The 14,495-nt window shown below is 73.2% G+C and carries 13 protein-coding genes and 3 tRNA genes; 12 read left to right on the top strand and 4 right to left on the bottom strand.

The features are described from left to right. Positions 1–30: 30 nt before the first annotated feature. From gltX to AYX06_RS04150, 5 genes are all read left to right on the top strand, one after another. Complete coding sequence (gltX, locus tag AYX06_RS04170) at positions 31–1,542, top strand: glutamate--tRNA ligase (protein ID WP_062734722.1); 1,512 nt, start codon at positions 31–33, stop codon at positions 1,540–1,542. Positions 1,543–1,666: 124 nt separating this feature from the next. Continuing rightward, complete coding sequence (locus AYX06_RS04165) at positions 1,667–2,245, top strand: cupin domain-containing protein (protein ID WP_186815590.1); 579 nt, start codon at positions 1,667–1,669, stop codon at positions 2,243–2,245. 89 nt (positions 2,246–2,334) lie between these two features. Continuing rightward, positions 2,335–2,406, top strand: a tRNA-Gln gene (locus tag AYX06_RS04160). A 21-nt stretch (positions 2,407–2,427) separates the two neighbouring features. Beyond that, positions 2,428–2,500 (top strand) — tRNA-Glu (locus AYX06_RS04155). A gap of 162 nt (positions 2,501–2,662) precedes the next feature. After that, positions 2,663–2,738, top strand: a tRNA-Glu gene (locus tag AYX06_RS04150). 78 nt (positions 2,739–2,816) lie between these two features. Here the strand turns inward: AYX06_RS04150 and AYX06_RS04145 are convergent. After that, positions 2,817–4,265: an alkaline phosphatase PhoX gene (locus AYX06_RS04145; RefSeq protein WP_062734720.1), complete on the bottom strand. Its 1,449-nt coding sequence runs from the start codon at positions 4,263–4,265 to the stop codon at positions 2,817–2,819. 236 nt (positions 4,266–4,501) lie between these two features. Here AYX06_RS04145 and AYX06_RS04140 point away from each other — a divergent pair, with 236 nt between their 5' ends. After that, on the top strand, positions 4,502–4,840 hold the full coding sequence (locus tag AYX06_RS04140; RefSeq protein WP_062734719.1) for a hypothetical protein: 339 nt from the start codon (positions 4,502–4,504) through the stop codon (positions 4,838–4,840). 232 nt (positions 4,841–5,072) lie between these two features. Here the strand turns inward: AYX06_RS04140 and AYX06_RS04135 are convergent, their stop codons facing one another. The 3 genes from AYX06_RS04135 to AYX06_RS04125 all read right to left on the bottom strand — a co-directional run bounded on the left by AYX06_RS04135 (position 5,073) and on the right by AYX06_RS04125 (position 7,467). Continuing rightward, a complete protein-coding gene (locus AYX06_RS04135; protein WP_062734718.1) occupies positions 5,073–5,504 on the bottom strand; it encodes an OsmC family peroxiredoxin in 432 nt (143 codons plus the stop codon). Between the two features lie 164 nt (positions 5,505–5,668). Continuing rightward, positions 5,669–6,925, bottom strand: coding sequence for a heparan-alpha-glucosaminide N-acetyltransferase domain-containing protein (locus AYX06_RS04130; RefSeq protein WP_062734717.1), 1,257 nt, complete (start codon positions 6,923–6,925; stop codon positions 5,669–5,671). A gap of 149 nt (positions 6,926–7,074) precedes the next feature. Further along, entirely contained in the window at positions 7,075–7,467 is a 393-nt protein-coding gene (locus AYX06_RS04125) for a hypothetical protein (RefSeq protein ID WP_062734716.1), read from the bottom strand. 228 nt (positions 7,468–7,695) lie between these two features. Between AYX06_RS04125 and AYX06_RS04120 the strand changes: the two genes are divergently transcribed. The 6 genes from AYX06_RS04120 to AYX06_RS04095 are packed head-to-tail and all read left to right on the top strand — an operon-like array spanning position 7,696 to position 14,410. Then, complete coding sequence (locus AYX06_RS04120) at positions 7,696–8,418, top strand: response regulator transcription factor (protein ID WP_062734715.1); 723 nt, start codon at positions 7,696–7,698, stop codon at positions 8,416–8,418. Further along, positions 8,415–9,704 (top strand): sensor histidine kinase, encoded by a 1,290-nt coding sequence (locus tag AYX06_RS04115; RefSeq protein WP_084271437.1) that lies wholly within the window; start codon positions 8,415–8,417, stop codon positions 9,702–9,704. The genes AYX06_RS04120 and AYX06_RS04115 overlap by 4 nt, the downstream gene beginning before the upstream one ends. Next, a complete protein-coding gene (locus tag AYX06_RS04110; RefSeq protein ID WP_062734714.1) occupies positions 9,701–11,893 on the top strand; it encodes a heavy metal translocating P-type ATPase in 2,193 nt (730 codons plus the stop codon). Before AYX06_RS04115 ends, AYX06_RS04110 begins: the two co-directional genes overlap by 4 nt. A 38-nt stretch (positions 11,894–11,931) precedes the next feature. Next, complete coding sequence (locus tag AYX06_RS04105) at positions 11,932–12,612, top strand: DUF305 domain-containing protein (RefSeq protein ID WP_062734713.1); 681 nt, start codon at positions 11,932–11,934, stop codon at positions 12,610–12,612. Next, positions 12,609–12,881, top strand: coding sequence for an SHOCT domain-containing protein (locus tag AYX06_RS04100; RefSeq protein WP_062734712.1), 273 nt, complete (start codon positions 12,609–12,611; stop codon positions 12,879–12,881). The genes AYX06_RS04105 and AYX06_RS04100 overlap by 4 nt, the downstream gene beginning before the upstream one ends. After that, a complete protein-coding gene (locus tag AYX06_RS04095) occupies positions 12,878–14,410 on the top strand; it encodes a multicopper oxidase family protein (protein ID WP_062734711.1) in 1,533 nt (510 codons plus the stop codon). The genes AYX06_RS04100 and AYX06_RS04095 overlap by 4 nt, the downstream gene beginning before the upstream one ends. Positions 14,411–14,495: the final 85 nt, after the last annotated feature.

Here is a 14,495-nt window from a genome sequence, read left to right as displayed (position 1 = left end):
CCACGCACCCACCGACGTCCCGAAAGAGCCATGACCGAAAAGCCCGCCACCCCGGCCACCGCCTCCGCCTCCTCGCCCGTGCGGGTGCGCTTCTGCCCGTCCCCGACCGGCACCCCGCACGTGGGGCTGATCCGCACCGCGCTGTTCAACTGGGCCCACGCCCGCCACACCGGCGGGACCATGGTGTTCCGCGTCGAGGACACCGACACCCAGCGGGACTCCGAGGAGAGCTACCAGCAGCTGCTCGAGGCCCTGGCCTGGCTCGGCATCGACTGGGACGAGGGCGTGGAGACCGGTGGTCCGCACGCCCCCTACCGGCAGTCCCAGCGCCTGGACATCTACCGCGACGTCGCCGCGAAGCTGTTGGCGCACGGGGCCGTCTACGAGGCCTACTCGACCCCGGAGGAGGTCGAGGCCCGGCACCGCGCCGCCGGCCGCGACCCCAAGCTGGGCTACGACAACTACGACCGGGACCTCACCGAGGAGCAGGTCGCGGCCTACCGGGCCGAGGGCCGGGAACCGGTGCTGCGGCTGCGGATGCCGGACGAGGACATCGTGGTCCACGACATGATCCGCGGCGAGATCGTCTTCCGGGCCGGGTCCATCCCGGACTACGTCGTGGTGCGCGCCAACGGCCAGCCGCTGTACACCCTCACCAACCCCGTGGACGACGCCCTGATGGAGATCACCCACGTGCTGCGCGGGGAGGACCTGCTCTCCTCGACGCCGCGCCAGATCGCCCTCTTCCGGGTGCTGGTGGAGATCGGCGTCGCGCAGTACGTGCCCGAGTACGGCCACCTGCCCTACGTCATGGGGGAGGGCAACAAGAAGCTCTCCAAGCGCGACCCCGAGTCCAGCCTGTTCCACCTCAGGGACAGCGGCTTCGTCCCCGAGGGACTGCTCAACTACCTGGCCCTGCTCGGCTGGTCCCTGTCCGCGGACGAGGACGTGTTCACCGTGGAGCAGCTGGTGGCGCACTTCGACGTCCACGACGTCCTGGCGAACCCGGCCCGCTTCGACCTCAAGAAGGCCACCGCCATCAACGGCACGCACGTGCGCCTGCTCGAGCCCGCCGACTTCCGCGACCGCCTCGTCCCCTACCTGCAGGCCGCGGGCGTGCTGGGGGAGACCCTCACCGAGCGGGAGGCCGCCGTCCTCGACCAGGCCGCCCCGCTGGTGCAGGAGCGGATGAACCTGCTCGGGGAGGCCCCCGAGCTGCTGTCCTTCCTGTTCGCCGCCGACGACGAGATCGAGCTCGCCGACGACGCCCGCAAGCAGCTCAAGGACTCCGCCGGCGACGTCCTCCGGGCCGCCCTCGAGGCGCTGGAGCCCCTCGAGGACTGGCGCGCCCCGGCCCTGGAGACCGCGCTGCGCGAGGCGATCGTCGACGGGCTGGGCATCAAGCCCCGCCTCGCGTTCGGACCCGTCCGCACCGCCGTGTCCGGGCGGCGGATCTCCCCGCCGCTGTTCGAGTCCCTGGAGATCCTCGGCAAGGACTCCTCCCTCGCCCGGATCCGCGCCCTCGCCGAGCAGCTCGGCTGAGCCTGTACGACGACGCCGGCCCGGAGCACCGCGTGCGGTGGTCCGGGCCGGCGTCGTCGTACAGGCCCGGTGGCCGCGCGCGGGAGGGCGCGGCGGCGTAGCCTGGACCCAGGGGGCGATGGCCATGGACCGGACCGACGAAGAGATCAACCGGATGCGCACGGGCCGTGCGCAGCACCGCAACCCGGTGCAGCGGGACACCGTCACCTGGTTGCGCACCGGTGCCGAGACGGGCGGCGAGCACGCCCTGCTCCACGTCGAGGTGAAGCCCGGAGGCGAGGTGCTCGCCCACTACCACCGCCGGATCGGGATGCACCTGCGGGTCCTCGAGGGGATCCTGCGCGTCCAGGTGGGGCACGTGGTGCGGGACCTCGGGCCCGGCCGCGAGGTGGAGGTCCCGGAGGAGCACCTGTTCCGGTGGAGGAACCCGGGCTCCGCGCCGGCCCGGTTCGTCGTCGAGCTGCGCCCGGCCCCGGCCTGCCTCGAGAAGGGCCTGGTCGCCCTGTACGGCCTCGCCCGTGACGGGCGCACCCGCCGCGACGGCAGGCCGAGGAGCCTGCTGCGCACGGCGCTGCTGATGCAGTGGACCGACATCAGCCTGCCGGGGGTCTACCGGTGGCTGGGGCCGGTGCTGCGGGGGCTCGCCGCGGTGGCCTGCCGGCGGGGGATCGACCGGGAGCTCGAGGAGCGTTACTGCCGGTGACCCCGATTTGCCGCCCCGGCCGAAGGCCGGTATAGTTTTTTTGCGTTGCGCCGGTCGGTGCGGGAAACCGCAGGGACCGGGGACGACAGTGGGATATGGTGTAATTGGCAACACTACGGTTTCTGGTACCGTCATTCTAGGTTCGAGTCCTGGTATCCCAGCGCTGATCGCTCGATCAGTAGGGCCCCATCGTATAGCGGCCTAGTACGCCGCCCTCTCACGGCGGTAACGCGGGTTCGAATCCCGCTGGGGTCACACCGAGAAGAACCCCCGGACCGTACGGTCCGGGGGTTCTTCCGTGTCCGGACCCGGAGGGGGCGGCACCGCGCGGTGCCGCACCGACGCGTCCGGAGATCTCCCCGGAACCTGGTACAGTGTACGAGTCCGGCAGCGGGAAAGCGCCGACCGGACAGCCGCGGCCCCATCGTATAGCGGCCTAGTACGCCGCCCTCTCACGGCGGTAACGCGGGTTCGAATCCCGCTGGGGTCACCAGCAGAAGCCCCCCGGACCGGACGGTCCGGGGGGCTTCGTGTCATCTTTGGGCTGGTAACCGCCGATGGTGTCGACGGGTTATGCGACCGACTCCTCCGGCGAGCGGCCCCATGGCCCCGCGATCGCCAACGTGAATCCGGGGGACTGGATGTTGACGAACAGGAGTTGCCCGTCCGGGGAGAACGTCGGGCCGCAGAACTCGGAGTCGTTGTAGTCGTTGCGGGCCATGGCATAGGCCCTGCCCTCGCTCGTGACGCCCACCAGATGGCTGGTGCCGTCACCGTCCTCGGCCAGAATCAGGCCGCCCTGCGGTGACACCGTGATGTTGTCGGGCCTTTCGAAGCGCATTTCGAGGTTGGGATCCTCCCGGACACCGAAGAGCACGGTCAGCGTCACGGTCTCGGCGGACGGGTCGTAGAACCACACCTGCCCGTTATGGTGCTGCGGGGCGCCGCTCGGCAAATCACCCGTGCTTCCCTCCTCGCCAGGCTGGTCCGGGACGTCCGCGTAACTGGACACGAAGTAGACGCCTCCATCTCCCCACCACTGACCTTCGAGTTTGTGCGCGCGGGTGATGCCGTCGTTGCTGAACTGTCGGCGCACCGACTCGTCCTGGCCGTCGCGGTCGAAGATGTCCATCCACAGAACGTCATAGCGAGTTCCGATGCTTGTCGCCTCGGACAGATCGGCCACGACAGCCCCGTCGTCAAGGCATTGCATCGCCTGCAACTGGCCGGCGACGTCGCCGCCCTCTGACTCCGCGAGTTCGCGTAGCGCCCCACGCCCAGCGACAAATCCCGGCGGAGGAGTCCAGCGGAAGTACAGCCCGTTGGGGTCCGCAGCGTCTTCAGTCAGATAGATCTGGGTGGTGGACGGGTCGATGGCAACAGCTTCATGGGAGTAGCGGCCCAGGAACTTCAATGGGACGGGCGACTTGTCGATATTGTCCTCGAGGCTCTGCGGGTCCACCTCGAACACGTATCCGTGGTCTTTCGTCAAGCCGTCCTCCCCGGCTCGCGCACTCGTCTCCTCGCAGCTCAGCCACGTTCCCCAAGGCGTGACGCCGCCGGCGCAGTTGTTGACCGTCCCCGCGAGCGACGTGTATCGGGCCGTCCGCCGGCCCTCGGCGTCGACGACCAGCGTCGATGTGCCGCCGGCCGCCCCCGGGTCGTAAGTAAGCCCCTCGACCGTCGGAACCCCGTGTGGCTCGGATCCGTCGTTCTCATGATTGCAGATCAGGATGCTTCCACCATCCGGCCCGGTGAAAACGCCCATGCCGTCCGGATCGGACGGATAGGCGCCCTCGGACGTCGAGGTCTCCCCAGATCGAGCTATCACCGTGTAGGTGAAGTCGCTCGGCAGCGCCAGAAGGCCCTCAGGGTCCGCAATGAGCTGCCCGTATCCGGCCACGGCCTGCGTAGTGGGGTGATTCGGGCGCCCACACGAGGCAACACCTCCAAGGCCCGCAAAGACTAGGCCCAGGGTGCCGGCCCGCAGGAAGCCTCGGCGCGAGATTTGAGAGGGCATGAATGGACTCCTCAGGGAGGATCAACGGCTGTCCAGCGACGACTGCATCGGAATGGTCACACTAAGGAATGCCGGTCCTGCTGTGCATCCCTTTGGCGTCACATGACGGGTTCCTCAACCCACGCGTCGTGACTGCTAGGTAAGTGCACTTATCGTCAGTCCTGCGTACTGCTACCGTGGCAGGACATCGCAGGACCGGCGCCGGGTCTCCGGCGCCCACCGCCGAAGGAGCAGACGTGAACGACATCCCTCAGCACGACGACCTGCCGCTGCCCGACTACGACCACCTGCCCGTGGGGGTGCTCGGGTCGAAGATCACCGGTCTCGACGAGTCCGGCCTGCAGCAGCTGCTCGCCTACGAGCGCGCGCACGGGGACCGGCTGCCCGTCGTCCAGGTCCTCGAGCGCCGGCTCGAGGCGCTGCGCCAGGGCGCCGAGCCCAGCGGGTCGGTGCCCACCGAGGCCCCCGAGGTCTCCTCCTCCAGCCAGGGGTCCCCGGTCTCGCCGGAGACCTCCGGCCCGCCGATCAACCCGCCGTCCCAGGGCACGCCGTTCAACCCCGCCCAGCCGCGCTGACCGTTCCAGCGGCGCACGGCTCCGGGGCCGGCGGCACGCCCGTGGCGGGCACGGACGTGCGCGGTGACGCCACGGAGTCGTCCGCCCGGTGACGCCGCGGGTCCGTCCGCACGGGTCCGCCCGCACGGATCGCCGGAGCGAGGACCCCGGCGGAGCCCTCGTGCGCCACCAGGGGTGAGGACCCGCCGGGCCGGTGGCGGCCCGGCGGGTCCTGCGCGTTCAGGCCACGCGCTCAGGCCAGCGAGGCATCCACGGTGATGTCCACGGACAGGGCCTGGGAGACGGGGCAGTTCGCCTTGGCCTCGTCGGCCAGGCGCGCGAAGTCCTCGGCCGAGAGGTTCTCGACCTCCGCCTGCACGCTGAGCGCGATGCCCGTGATCCCCTCGCCCGCGACGAACGTCACCTCCGCGCTGGTGTCCAGGCGGGTGGGCGGGGTGTCGTTCTGCGCCAGTCCGTTGGACAGGGCCATGGCGAAGCAGGTGGCGTGGGCGGAGGCGATGAGCTCCTCGGGGCTCGTCCGCGGCCCCGCGCCCTCCTCCGCGCGGGCCTTCCAGTCCACGTCGATCGGGCCCAGGCCCGAGCCGGACAGGCGGGTGCTCCCCGAGCCGCTGAAGAGATCGCCGTTCCAGACGGTGCTGGCCTTGCTGACGACGGGTTTCGGCATGGTTCCTCCTGAGGTCCACGGCACGCGGGCGATCCGCCTGCCGGCGCCGGGCGGCGCTGCTGTCACGGTAACGGATCGGGCGGGCGTGTGACCGCCCGGTGACACCGGTTCCGCGCCCGGCGTGACGCCGGGCGGGGTGGGGGACTGCGGCGGAGCGTCGGCCGCTAGCCGAGGGGCGTGCGCGGCGGCCCGGGGTCGCGGGGCCTCGCCCGGTCCGCGACGGTGCGGGCGGTGGCGTGCGCGGCGCCGGCCACGACCCGCTCCAGGGGCCCCCGGCCGAAGGCGTGCCGCCAGGCCAGGGCCACGAGGGCGGAGACCACCAGGCAGGCGAGGAACCACAGCAGGGGGCTGCTGTGGTGCACCTCGGTGGAGAGCAGCACCAGCTGCCCGGCGTACAGGGTGAGGGCCATGGCGCCCATGGCGGTCAGCGGCAGCAGCCACGTGGCGAACTGCCGCTCCAGGAGCAGGAACGCGGCGAGCACCGCCAGGCTCACCCCCAGGCTCCAGCCGACGGAGAGCGGCGTGTTGACGTGCGGGGCGGCGATCACCTGCCACCACAGGGTGTTCGTGGGCAGCTCGCCCTCGGCGCCGAAGACGATGATGTGCTCGAGGTCCGCCCGGGTCAGGGACTCGATGCTGTACAGCAGCACGTTGTAGCCGTCCGCGGCGTAGAGGAGCAGCCAGGAGAGCAGCTTCGAGACGGCCGCGAGGCCGAGCCCGGCCGCCAGGAGCCGGAGCTGGACGTGCAGGTTCTTGAGGTTGAGCCGGCCCACGGCCAGACCCGCCAGCAGATAGGCCAGGTAGGCCACCGCCGGGTACCCGCCCGTGACGAGCAGCTGCCAGAAGACCGCCACGGGCTCCGTGAACAGGCTCGCGAACGTCGGGTTCGCGTCCGTGTGCTCCGGCACCCGGTCGGCGAGCCAGTGGATGAGCAGCGGCCCCAGCACCAGGAAGGCGCCCGAGCACGCCAGCAGCGTCCGTGCCCGCAGACCCAGGAACGGCAGGGCGAGCAGGAAGAAGGCGCCGTAGTGGACGAGGATGCCGACGGCCGGAGGATCCGGGGGCATCAGGTACCCGATCGTCAGGCCGACCAGCATGATGAGCAGGGCCCGCACGGCCGTCCCGGCCCGCACGGCCGTGAGGTCCCTGCCCCGTCGGGGCCGGCGGCCGCCGGAGGCGAGGGCGAGGCCCACGCCCGCGAGCAGGGCGAACAGCGCTGCGGAGTCCCCGGCGAAGAGCAACCACGACAGCGTCGGCCGGTTGTTGTCCGGGTAGGCGTCCGGCAGGAAGTGGACGGCGGTCATCCCCGCGAGCGCCAGACCGCGGGCTGCGTCGACGGCGACCACCCGTCCGGCCGAACGGCGGGGGTCGAGCCCGCCGGCGGCCTCCGTGGCCCGGTCCTGGGTGGAGTGGTCGTTCATGCGTCCCGCCGTTCTCTTTCTCGTCCCCCGGTGCGGCACTGCTCAGGATCGTGCGTGCACTGCCGCCAATCTTTGCACCCCCGGTCGTGGACGCGGCAACGTTGCGCTCGGCGACCCGGCGCCGGTCCGGCCCCTGGTGGCCGGAACCGTCAGGAGGCGGCGCTGAGCGCGGGCTGGGGCAGCGGCACGGGAAGCTCGCCGGCACGGCGCTGCAGGATCCCGTGCCGCAGCCGGCGCCGGGCGTCCAGGGCGGTGGCTGCGGCCCCGGAGGGGATCCGCTCCGGGGCGAGGATCTCCACGGCGTCGCCGAGGCCCGGATCCTGCTCCACCGCCTCGCGGAGCAGGTCGAGGGCGTGCGGGTCCAGATCGCGCACGCAGCTGAGGTCCAGGCGCACGGTGGCCGCGGGGAGCATCGTGCGGGCCCGCCGCAGCACGGGGTGCAGCCCCTGCTGGTTGACCGCGGTCACGGCTCCGGTCACGTCGACGCGGACGTACCGGCCGTCGAGGTCCACCTCGACGAGGACGGAGATCTTGCGCTGCACGGGGTTCACTCCTTCACGGGACGACCGGTCGCGCACCCCCGGCAACTGCTCAGCCTGCTGTCCGTCAGGGTGCCCTGGAATGCTAAGCCGACTGTCGGTCGTGGTGCAAGCCCGGATTCCTCCACGGGGCGGGCGCGGTGCCGGGGCAATGCTGAAGAAATGACGAAGATCCGCGCGCGCGGCCCGCTCCGCAGGCACCGGCGACCGGTCCGGGAGGACACTGGACGCATGGGAACTGCTGTCGAGGACGCCGCCCGCCCGGCCGGACGGGTGCTGGTGGTGGACGACGAGAAGGCGCTCGCGGGGATGGTCGCGTCCTACCTGGTGCGGGCCGGGTACGACGTCACCCAGGCGCACACCGGTCCGGCCGCGCTGGAGGCGGCCGACGCCGGCGCGCCCGACGTCGTGGTCCTGGACCTGGGGCTGCCCGGACTGGACGGGGTCGAGGTGTGCCGGAGGATCCGCGCCTCCTCGGAGTGCTACGTCCTGATGCTGACCGCGCGCGGGGACGAGGAGGACCGGCTCGCCGGTCTGGCCACGGGTGCCGACGACTACATCACCAAGCCGTTCAGCGTCCGGGAGCTCGTCGCCCGGGTGCAGGCGGTCATGCGGCGCCCGCGCACCGTCGCCCAACCGGACGGTGCCGCCGCGCCGCGCGTGTTCGGGGAGCTGGAGGTCGACGTCCCGGGCCGGCAGGTGCGGGTGGCGGGGGAGCGGGTGCCCCTGACGCGCACCGAGTTCGACCTGCTGGCGGCCCTGACCCAGCGGCCCCGGGAGGCGATGTCCCGTCGCCGGCTCATCGACGTGGTGTGGGACCCGGCCTGGGTGGGGGACGAGCACCTCGTGGACGTGCACATCGGCCACCTGCGGCGCAAGATCGGCGACGACCCGGCCGCGCCCCGCTACGTGGAGACCGTCCGCGGGGTCGGCTACCGGATGGTGGCGCGGTGACGGCGCGGCGCGAGCGGGGGCTGGCGGCGCGCTTCCTGCTCGCCCAGCTGCTGGTGGTGGCGGCGAGCGTGCTCGCCGCGGCGGTCGTGGCCTCCCTCGCCGGGCCGCCGCTGTTCCACGAGCACCTGGTGCGCGCCGGGGCCGAGCCGGACCCGGCCCAGCTGATGCACGTCGAGCGCGCCTACCGGGACGCCGGCCTGTGGACGCTCGGCGTGGCCCTGGTCACCGCGCTGGCCTGCGCGCTGGCCGTGAGCGCCTCCCTGGCCCGCCGGCTGCGCGGCCCGCTCGCCGCCCTCACCCGGGCCGCGCAGGACCTGGCCCGGGGCCGCTGGGGTGCCCGGGTCCCGGCCATGGGCGCCGGCAGCGAGGTCGACGCCCTGGCGGCCGCCTTCAACGCGATGGCCGCCGAGCTCGAGGCCACCGAGGGCGTCCGGCGCCGGATGCTCTCCGACCTCGCGCACGAGATGCGCACCCCCCTGTCCGTGCTCGGCGTCTACCTCGAGGGGCTCGAGGACGGCGTCACCGAGTTCGACGCGAGCACCGGCGCCGTCCTGGCCGAGCAGCTCTCCCGGCTCACGCGGCTGGTGGAGGACATCGACGACGTCTCCCGGGCCGAGGAGGGCCGCATGGTCCTGGAGCGCTCGCCCGTGCCCGTGGCGCAGCTGCTGGGCGCGGCCGCCGACGCGGCCCGGGAGGCCTGCGCCGCCAAGGGGGTGGCGCTGCGGGTCGAGGACGGCACGGCCGGTGCGGTCCTGCCCGTGGATCCGCAGCGGATGGGGCAGGTGCTGGGCAATCTCCTCTCCAACGCCCTGCGCCACACCCCGCCCGGCGGGGAGATGGTCCTCGGTGCGGCCCGGCTCGGCACCACGGCCGTGGTGCTGCGGGTCGCCGACACGGGGGAGGGCATCGCGGCGGAGCATCTGCCGCACGTCTTCGAGCGCTTCTACCGCGGGGACACCGCCCGGGACCGGGAGCACGGCGGCTCCGGCATCGGACTCACCATCTCCAAGGCGCTCGTGGAGGCCCACGGCGGTGCGCTCGAGGCGAGCTCGGCCGGCCCCGGGCGGGGCGCCGAGTTCCGGGCGGTGCTGCCCGTCCGGTGCCCGGCGTCCTCCGAGGGCACGGCGCCCTCCGAGCACGCGGTGCCGGCAGGCGACCCCGGCCTCTTGAAACATACCCCTGGGGGGTATAGTCTCGGGTTCACGGACGGGCCCCGGCCGGCACGCCGTGCAGCCGCACCGGAGCCGCCGCCCACCTCGCACAGCCGCGGAAGGAGCTCATCATGAACACCCCGGACACCCACCCGCACGCGCACGGGGGTGGCCTCGGGCGCCACCCCGGCGACGCCGACACGCACGGGCAGGCCATGCCGCACGGTCCCGCCCACTCGGCCGTGGACGAGGAGCACACGGTCCACACCCACGGTGAGCACGCCGGGCACTCCACGGCGATGTTCAAGAACCGGTTCTGGCTCTGCCTCGTGCTCGCGGTCCCGGTGGTGGTCTTCAGCCCGATGGTCGGCCACCTGCTGGGCTACCACGTCCCCGCGTTCCCGGGCTCGGCCTGGCTCCCGCCGGTGCTGGGGACGGTGATCTTCGGCTACGGCGGCCTGCCCTTCCTGCGGGGAGGGCTCACCGAGCTGAGGTCGCGGCAGCCCGGGATGATGCTGCTGATCGCCATGGCGATCTCGGTCGCGTTCGTCGCCTCGTGGGTCACCACGCTGGGCATCGGCGGCTTCGAGCTGGACTTCTGGTGGGAGCTGGCGCTGCTGGTGGTGATCATGCTGCTGGGCCACTGGATGGAGATGCGCGCCCTGGGCGCGGCCTCCAGCGCCCTGGACGCCCTGGCGGCCCTGCTGCCCGACGAGGCGGAGAAGGTCGTGGAGGACGGGACCGTGACCGTCCGGATCGGTGAGCTCTCCGTGGGCGACGTGGTGCTGGTCCGCTCCGGGGCCCGCGTGCCGGCCGACGGGGTGATCCTCGACGGGACGGCCGAGTTCGACGAGTCCATGATCACGGGCGAGTCGCGGACCGTCTCCCGGTCGCCCGGCGATGCGGTCGTGGCGGGGACGGTCGCCACCGACAGCACCGTGCGGGTGCGGGTCGAGGCGGTGGGGGCCGACACCGCCCTGGCCGGCATCCAGCGGATGGTCGCCGACGCCCAGGAGTCCTCGTCCCGCGCCCAGGCCCTGGCCGACCGCGCCGCCGCGCTGCTGTTCTGGTTCGCCCTGGTGGCCGGCATCCTCACCGCCGTCACCTGGACGCTGCTGGGCAGCCCCGACGACGCGGTGGTCCGGACGGTCACCGTGCTGGTCATCGCCTGCCCCCACGCCCTGGGGCTGGCCATCCCCCTGGTCATCGCCATCTCCACCGAGCGCGCCGCCCGCGCCGGGGTGCTGATCAAGGACCGCCTGGCCCTGGAGCGGATGCGCACCATCGACGTGGTCCTGTTCGACAAGACCGGCACCCTCACCGAGGGCGCCCACGCCGTGACCGGCGCCGCCCCCGTCCCCGGCACCTCCGAGGGGGAGCTGCTGGCCCTGGCCGCCGCGGCCGAGGCCGACAGCGAGCACCCGGTGGGCCGGGCCATCGTCACCGCCGCCGCGCACGACGCCGAGGCGCGGCGGCTGGACCTGCGCGGCACCGACTTCCGAGCGGCCACCGGCCGCGGCGTGACCGCCGCCGTCGACGGTGCCCGGATCACGGTCGGCGGGCCCAACCTGCTGCGCGAGCTCCGCCTCGAGACCCCCGCCGCCCTGGGGCCGGCCGTCCGCGAGTGGACCTCCCGCGGGGCCGGGGTGCTCCACGTGCTGCGCGACGGACAGGTCATCGGCGCCCTGGCCCTGGAGGACACGGTCCGCGCGGAGTCCCGCGCTGCGGTGGCCGCCCTGCAGGACCGCGGGGTGAAGGTCGCCATGATCACCGGCGACGCCCGCCAGGTCGCCGACGCCGTGGGCGCCGAACTGGGCATCGACGAGGTCTTCGCCGAGGTCCTCCCGCAGGACAAGGACAGCAAGGTCGTCGAGCTGCAGGACCGCGGCATGACCGTGGCGATGGTCGGCGACGGCGTCAACGACGCCCCGGCCCTGGCCCGCGCCGAGGTCGGCATCGCGATCGGGGCCGGCACCGACGTGGCCATGGAGTCCGCCGGGGTGGTCCTGGCCGGCAACGACCCCCGCTCGGTGCTGTCGATGATCGACCTCTCCCGGGCCAGCTACACCAAGATGATCCAGAACCTGGTGTGGGCGGCCGGCTACAACGTCGTCGCCGTTCCCCTGGCCGCCGGCGTCCTCGCCCCCGTCGGGATCGTGCTGTCCCCGGCCGTCGGCGCGGTCCTCATGTCGGTCTCCACCATCGTGGTCGCCCTCAACGCCCAGCTGCTGCGCCGGCTCGACCTCTCCCCGGCCCACCTGGCCGCCACCGCCGCCGAGTCCGGCCGCGCCGGGGCGCGGCCCCTCGCCGTCCCCACCCGCTGACCGCCCACCCCACCGACACCGAACGAAGGACAGACACCATGACCCGCACCACCACGCTCCCCGCCCTGGCGCTCGCCGCCGCGCTCGCGCTCGCCGGCTGCGGCAACGGCCAGGAGGCGGAGGCGCCGGCCACCGGCGGCGCGAGTCCCGCCGCGGACGCCGCACCGACCGGAACCGCCTCGGCCGGGAGCACGCCGACCGGCAGCACGCCGGCCGCCGGCGCCGCGGAGATCTCCGGTGAGCACAACGACGCGGACGTCATGTTCGCGCAGATGATGATCCCGCACCACGAGCAGGCGGTGCAGATGAGCGAGATCCTCCTGGGCAAGGACGGTGTCCCGCAGGACGTCCGGGATCTCGCCGAGCGGGTCGGGCAGACGCAGGAGCCCGAGATCGAGCAGATGCAGGCGATGCTGACGGCCTGGGACGCCCCCGCGACCCCGGACGAGTCGGCCACCGCCCACGGCGGCCACGGCTCCGGGATGGTCGACGAGCAGGGCATGAACTGGCTGCGCGAGGCCGAGGAGGGGCCCGAGGCCGCCGAACTGTACCTGGAGCAGATGATCCGCCACCACGAGGGCGCCACCGAGATGGCCCGGGACGAGGTGGAGCAGGGATCCAACCCCGAGGCCGTCGAGCTCGCACGGGAGATCGTCGAGGCCCAGGAAGCGGAGATCGAGGAGATGAGGACGATGCAGGAGGAGCTGAGCCAGCCATGATGTGGGGCGACGGCATGGGCTGGGGCATGGGCTGGATGTGGATCTTCTGGCTCCTGCTGATCGTGGGCACGGTGGTCCTGGTGTTCGTGCTCGTGAAGCTGCTGACCGGCGGTGCGGGCGGCGGGACCCGGCAGGACGGTCCCGCCCCGCCGACCGGCCCGCGGCCACGCCGGTCCCTCGAGATCCTCGAGGAGCGCTACGCGCGCGGGGAGATCAGCACCGAGGAGTACCGCGAACGGCTGCGCACCCTGGAGGAGGGCGACCGGTGAGCCCGCTGACCCGCCGGCAGCTGCTGGCACTGGGGGCCGTCGGCGCGGGCGCCGCCGCCGTCGGCGGGGCCGGTCTGTGGTGGAGCGGGGGCGGCGAGGCCCTCGGCGGCGGCCGCGGACTGGTCCAGCCGGAGGTGCTGACCGCCGCGGACGGGCTGCTCGAGCTGGAGCTCGCCGCCGCCCCGGCCACGGTCCGCGTCGGGGCCCGCGCGGCGCACGTCCAGGCCTTCAACGGGTCCCTGCCCGGGCCCACCCTGCGGCTGCGGCCCGGGACCACGCTGCGGGTGGCGATGACCAACCGGCTGGAGGCCCCGACCAACCTGCACGTGCACGGGCTGCACGTCTCCCCGGAGGGCAACGGGGACAACCCGTTCGTGAGCATCGACCCGGGGGAGTCCTTCGACTACGAGTTCGCCCTGCCGGAGGACCACCCGCCCGGCACCTACTGGTACCACCCGCACCGGCACGGCCACGTGGCCGACCAGCTGGCGGCCGGACTCTACGGGGCGATCGTCGTCGAGGACCCCGACCCCGTCCCGGTGACGCGCGAGCGCGTCCTGGTCGTCTCCGACATCACCCTGGACGCCTCCGGCGACCTCGCCGAGGTCTCCCCGCCGGAGCAGATGATGGGCCGGGAGGGTGAGACCGTCCTGGTCAACGGCCAGGTCCGTCCCGAGGCCACCGCCGCTCCGGGCGAGCGGGAGCTGTGGCGGGTCGTCAACGCCTGCCCGGCCCGGTACCTGCGGCTGCAGCTGGACGGCCAGACCCTGTGGCTGCTCGGCCGGGACACCGGCCGCCTGCCCGCACCGCGGGAGGTCACCGAGGTGACGCTGGCCCCGGGCAACCGGGCGGAGCTGCTGGTGGACACCCGCGAAGGCACCTCCCGGCTGCTCGCCGCCCCGGTGGACCGCGGCGGCATGGACGGCATGATGGACGGCATGATGGGCGGGCGGATGCCCGGGGACGGTCCGGGCAACGACGAGCCGATCGAGCTGCTCACCCTCGAGGTCGCCGGGGCCCCGGCCGGGGACCCTGGTCCCGTGCCCGCCGGCCCCGCGCCGCGGGACCTGCGCGGGGAGCCCGTGGCGGCCCGGCGGACCCTGGACTTCGCCATGGGCGCGGGCATGGGCATGGACGGCGGGATGATGGGCGAGGGGATGACGGGCGACGGGACGACGGGCGGCACGCGCGGGCCCGGCTCGATGATGTCCTTCACGATCAACGGGGAGCGGTTCGACGAGGACCGCACCGACCAGCGGGTCGCCGCGGGGACCGTGGAGGAGTGGACGCTGACCAACTCCAGCCCCATGGACCACCCGCTGCACCTGCACGTGTGGCCCATGCAGGTGGTGCAGGACGAGGACCGCGACGTCGGCACCCCCCTGTGGCTGGACGTGGTCAACATCCCGGCCTTCGGCGAGGTGGTGGTCCGGGTGGCCTTCGACGACTTCACCGGCCGCACCGTCTACCACTGCCACATCCTCGACCACGAGGACCTCGGCATGATGGGCACCCTCGAGGTCCGCTGACCGCACAGCCCACCGCACCGACGCACCACCGCACCGACGCACCACCGCACCGACGCACCACCGCACCGACGCACCACCGCACCGA

Source organism: Kocuria turfanensis, from assembly GCF_001580365.1.
Lineage (GTDB): Bacteria > Actinomycetota > Actinomycetes > Actinomycetales > Micrococcaceae > Kocuria > Kocuria turfanensis.
Note: the sequence above shows the minus strand (reverse complement) of the source record. Positions and strands in the feature narration are given on the sequence as shown.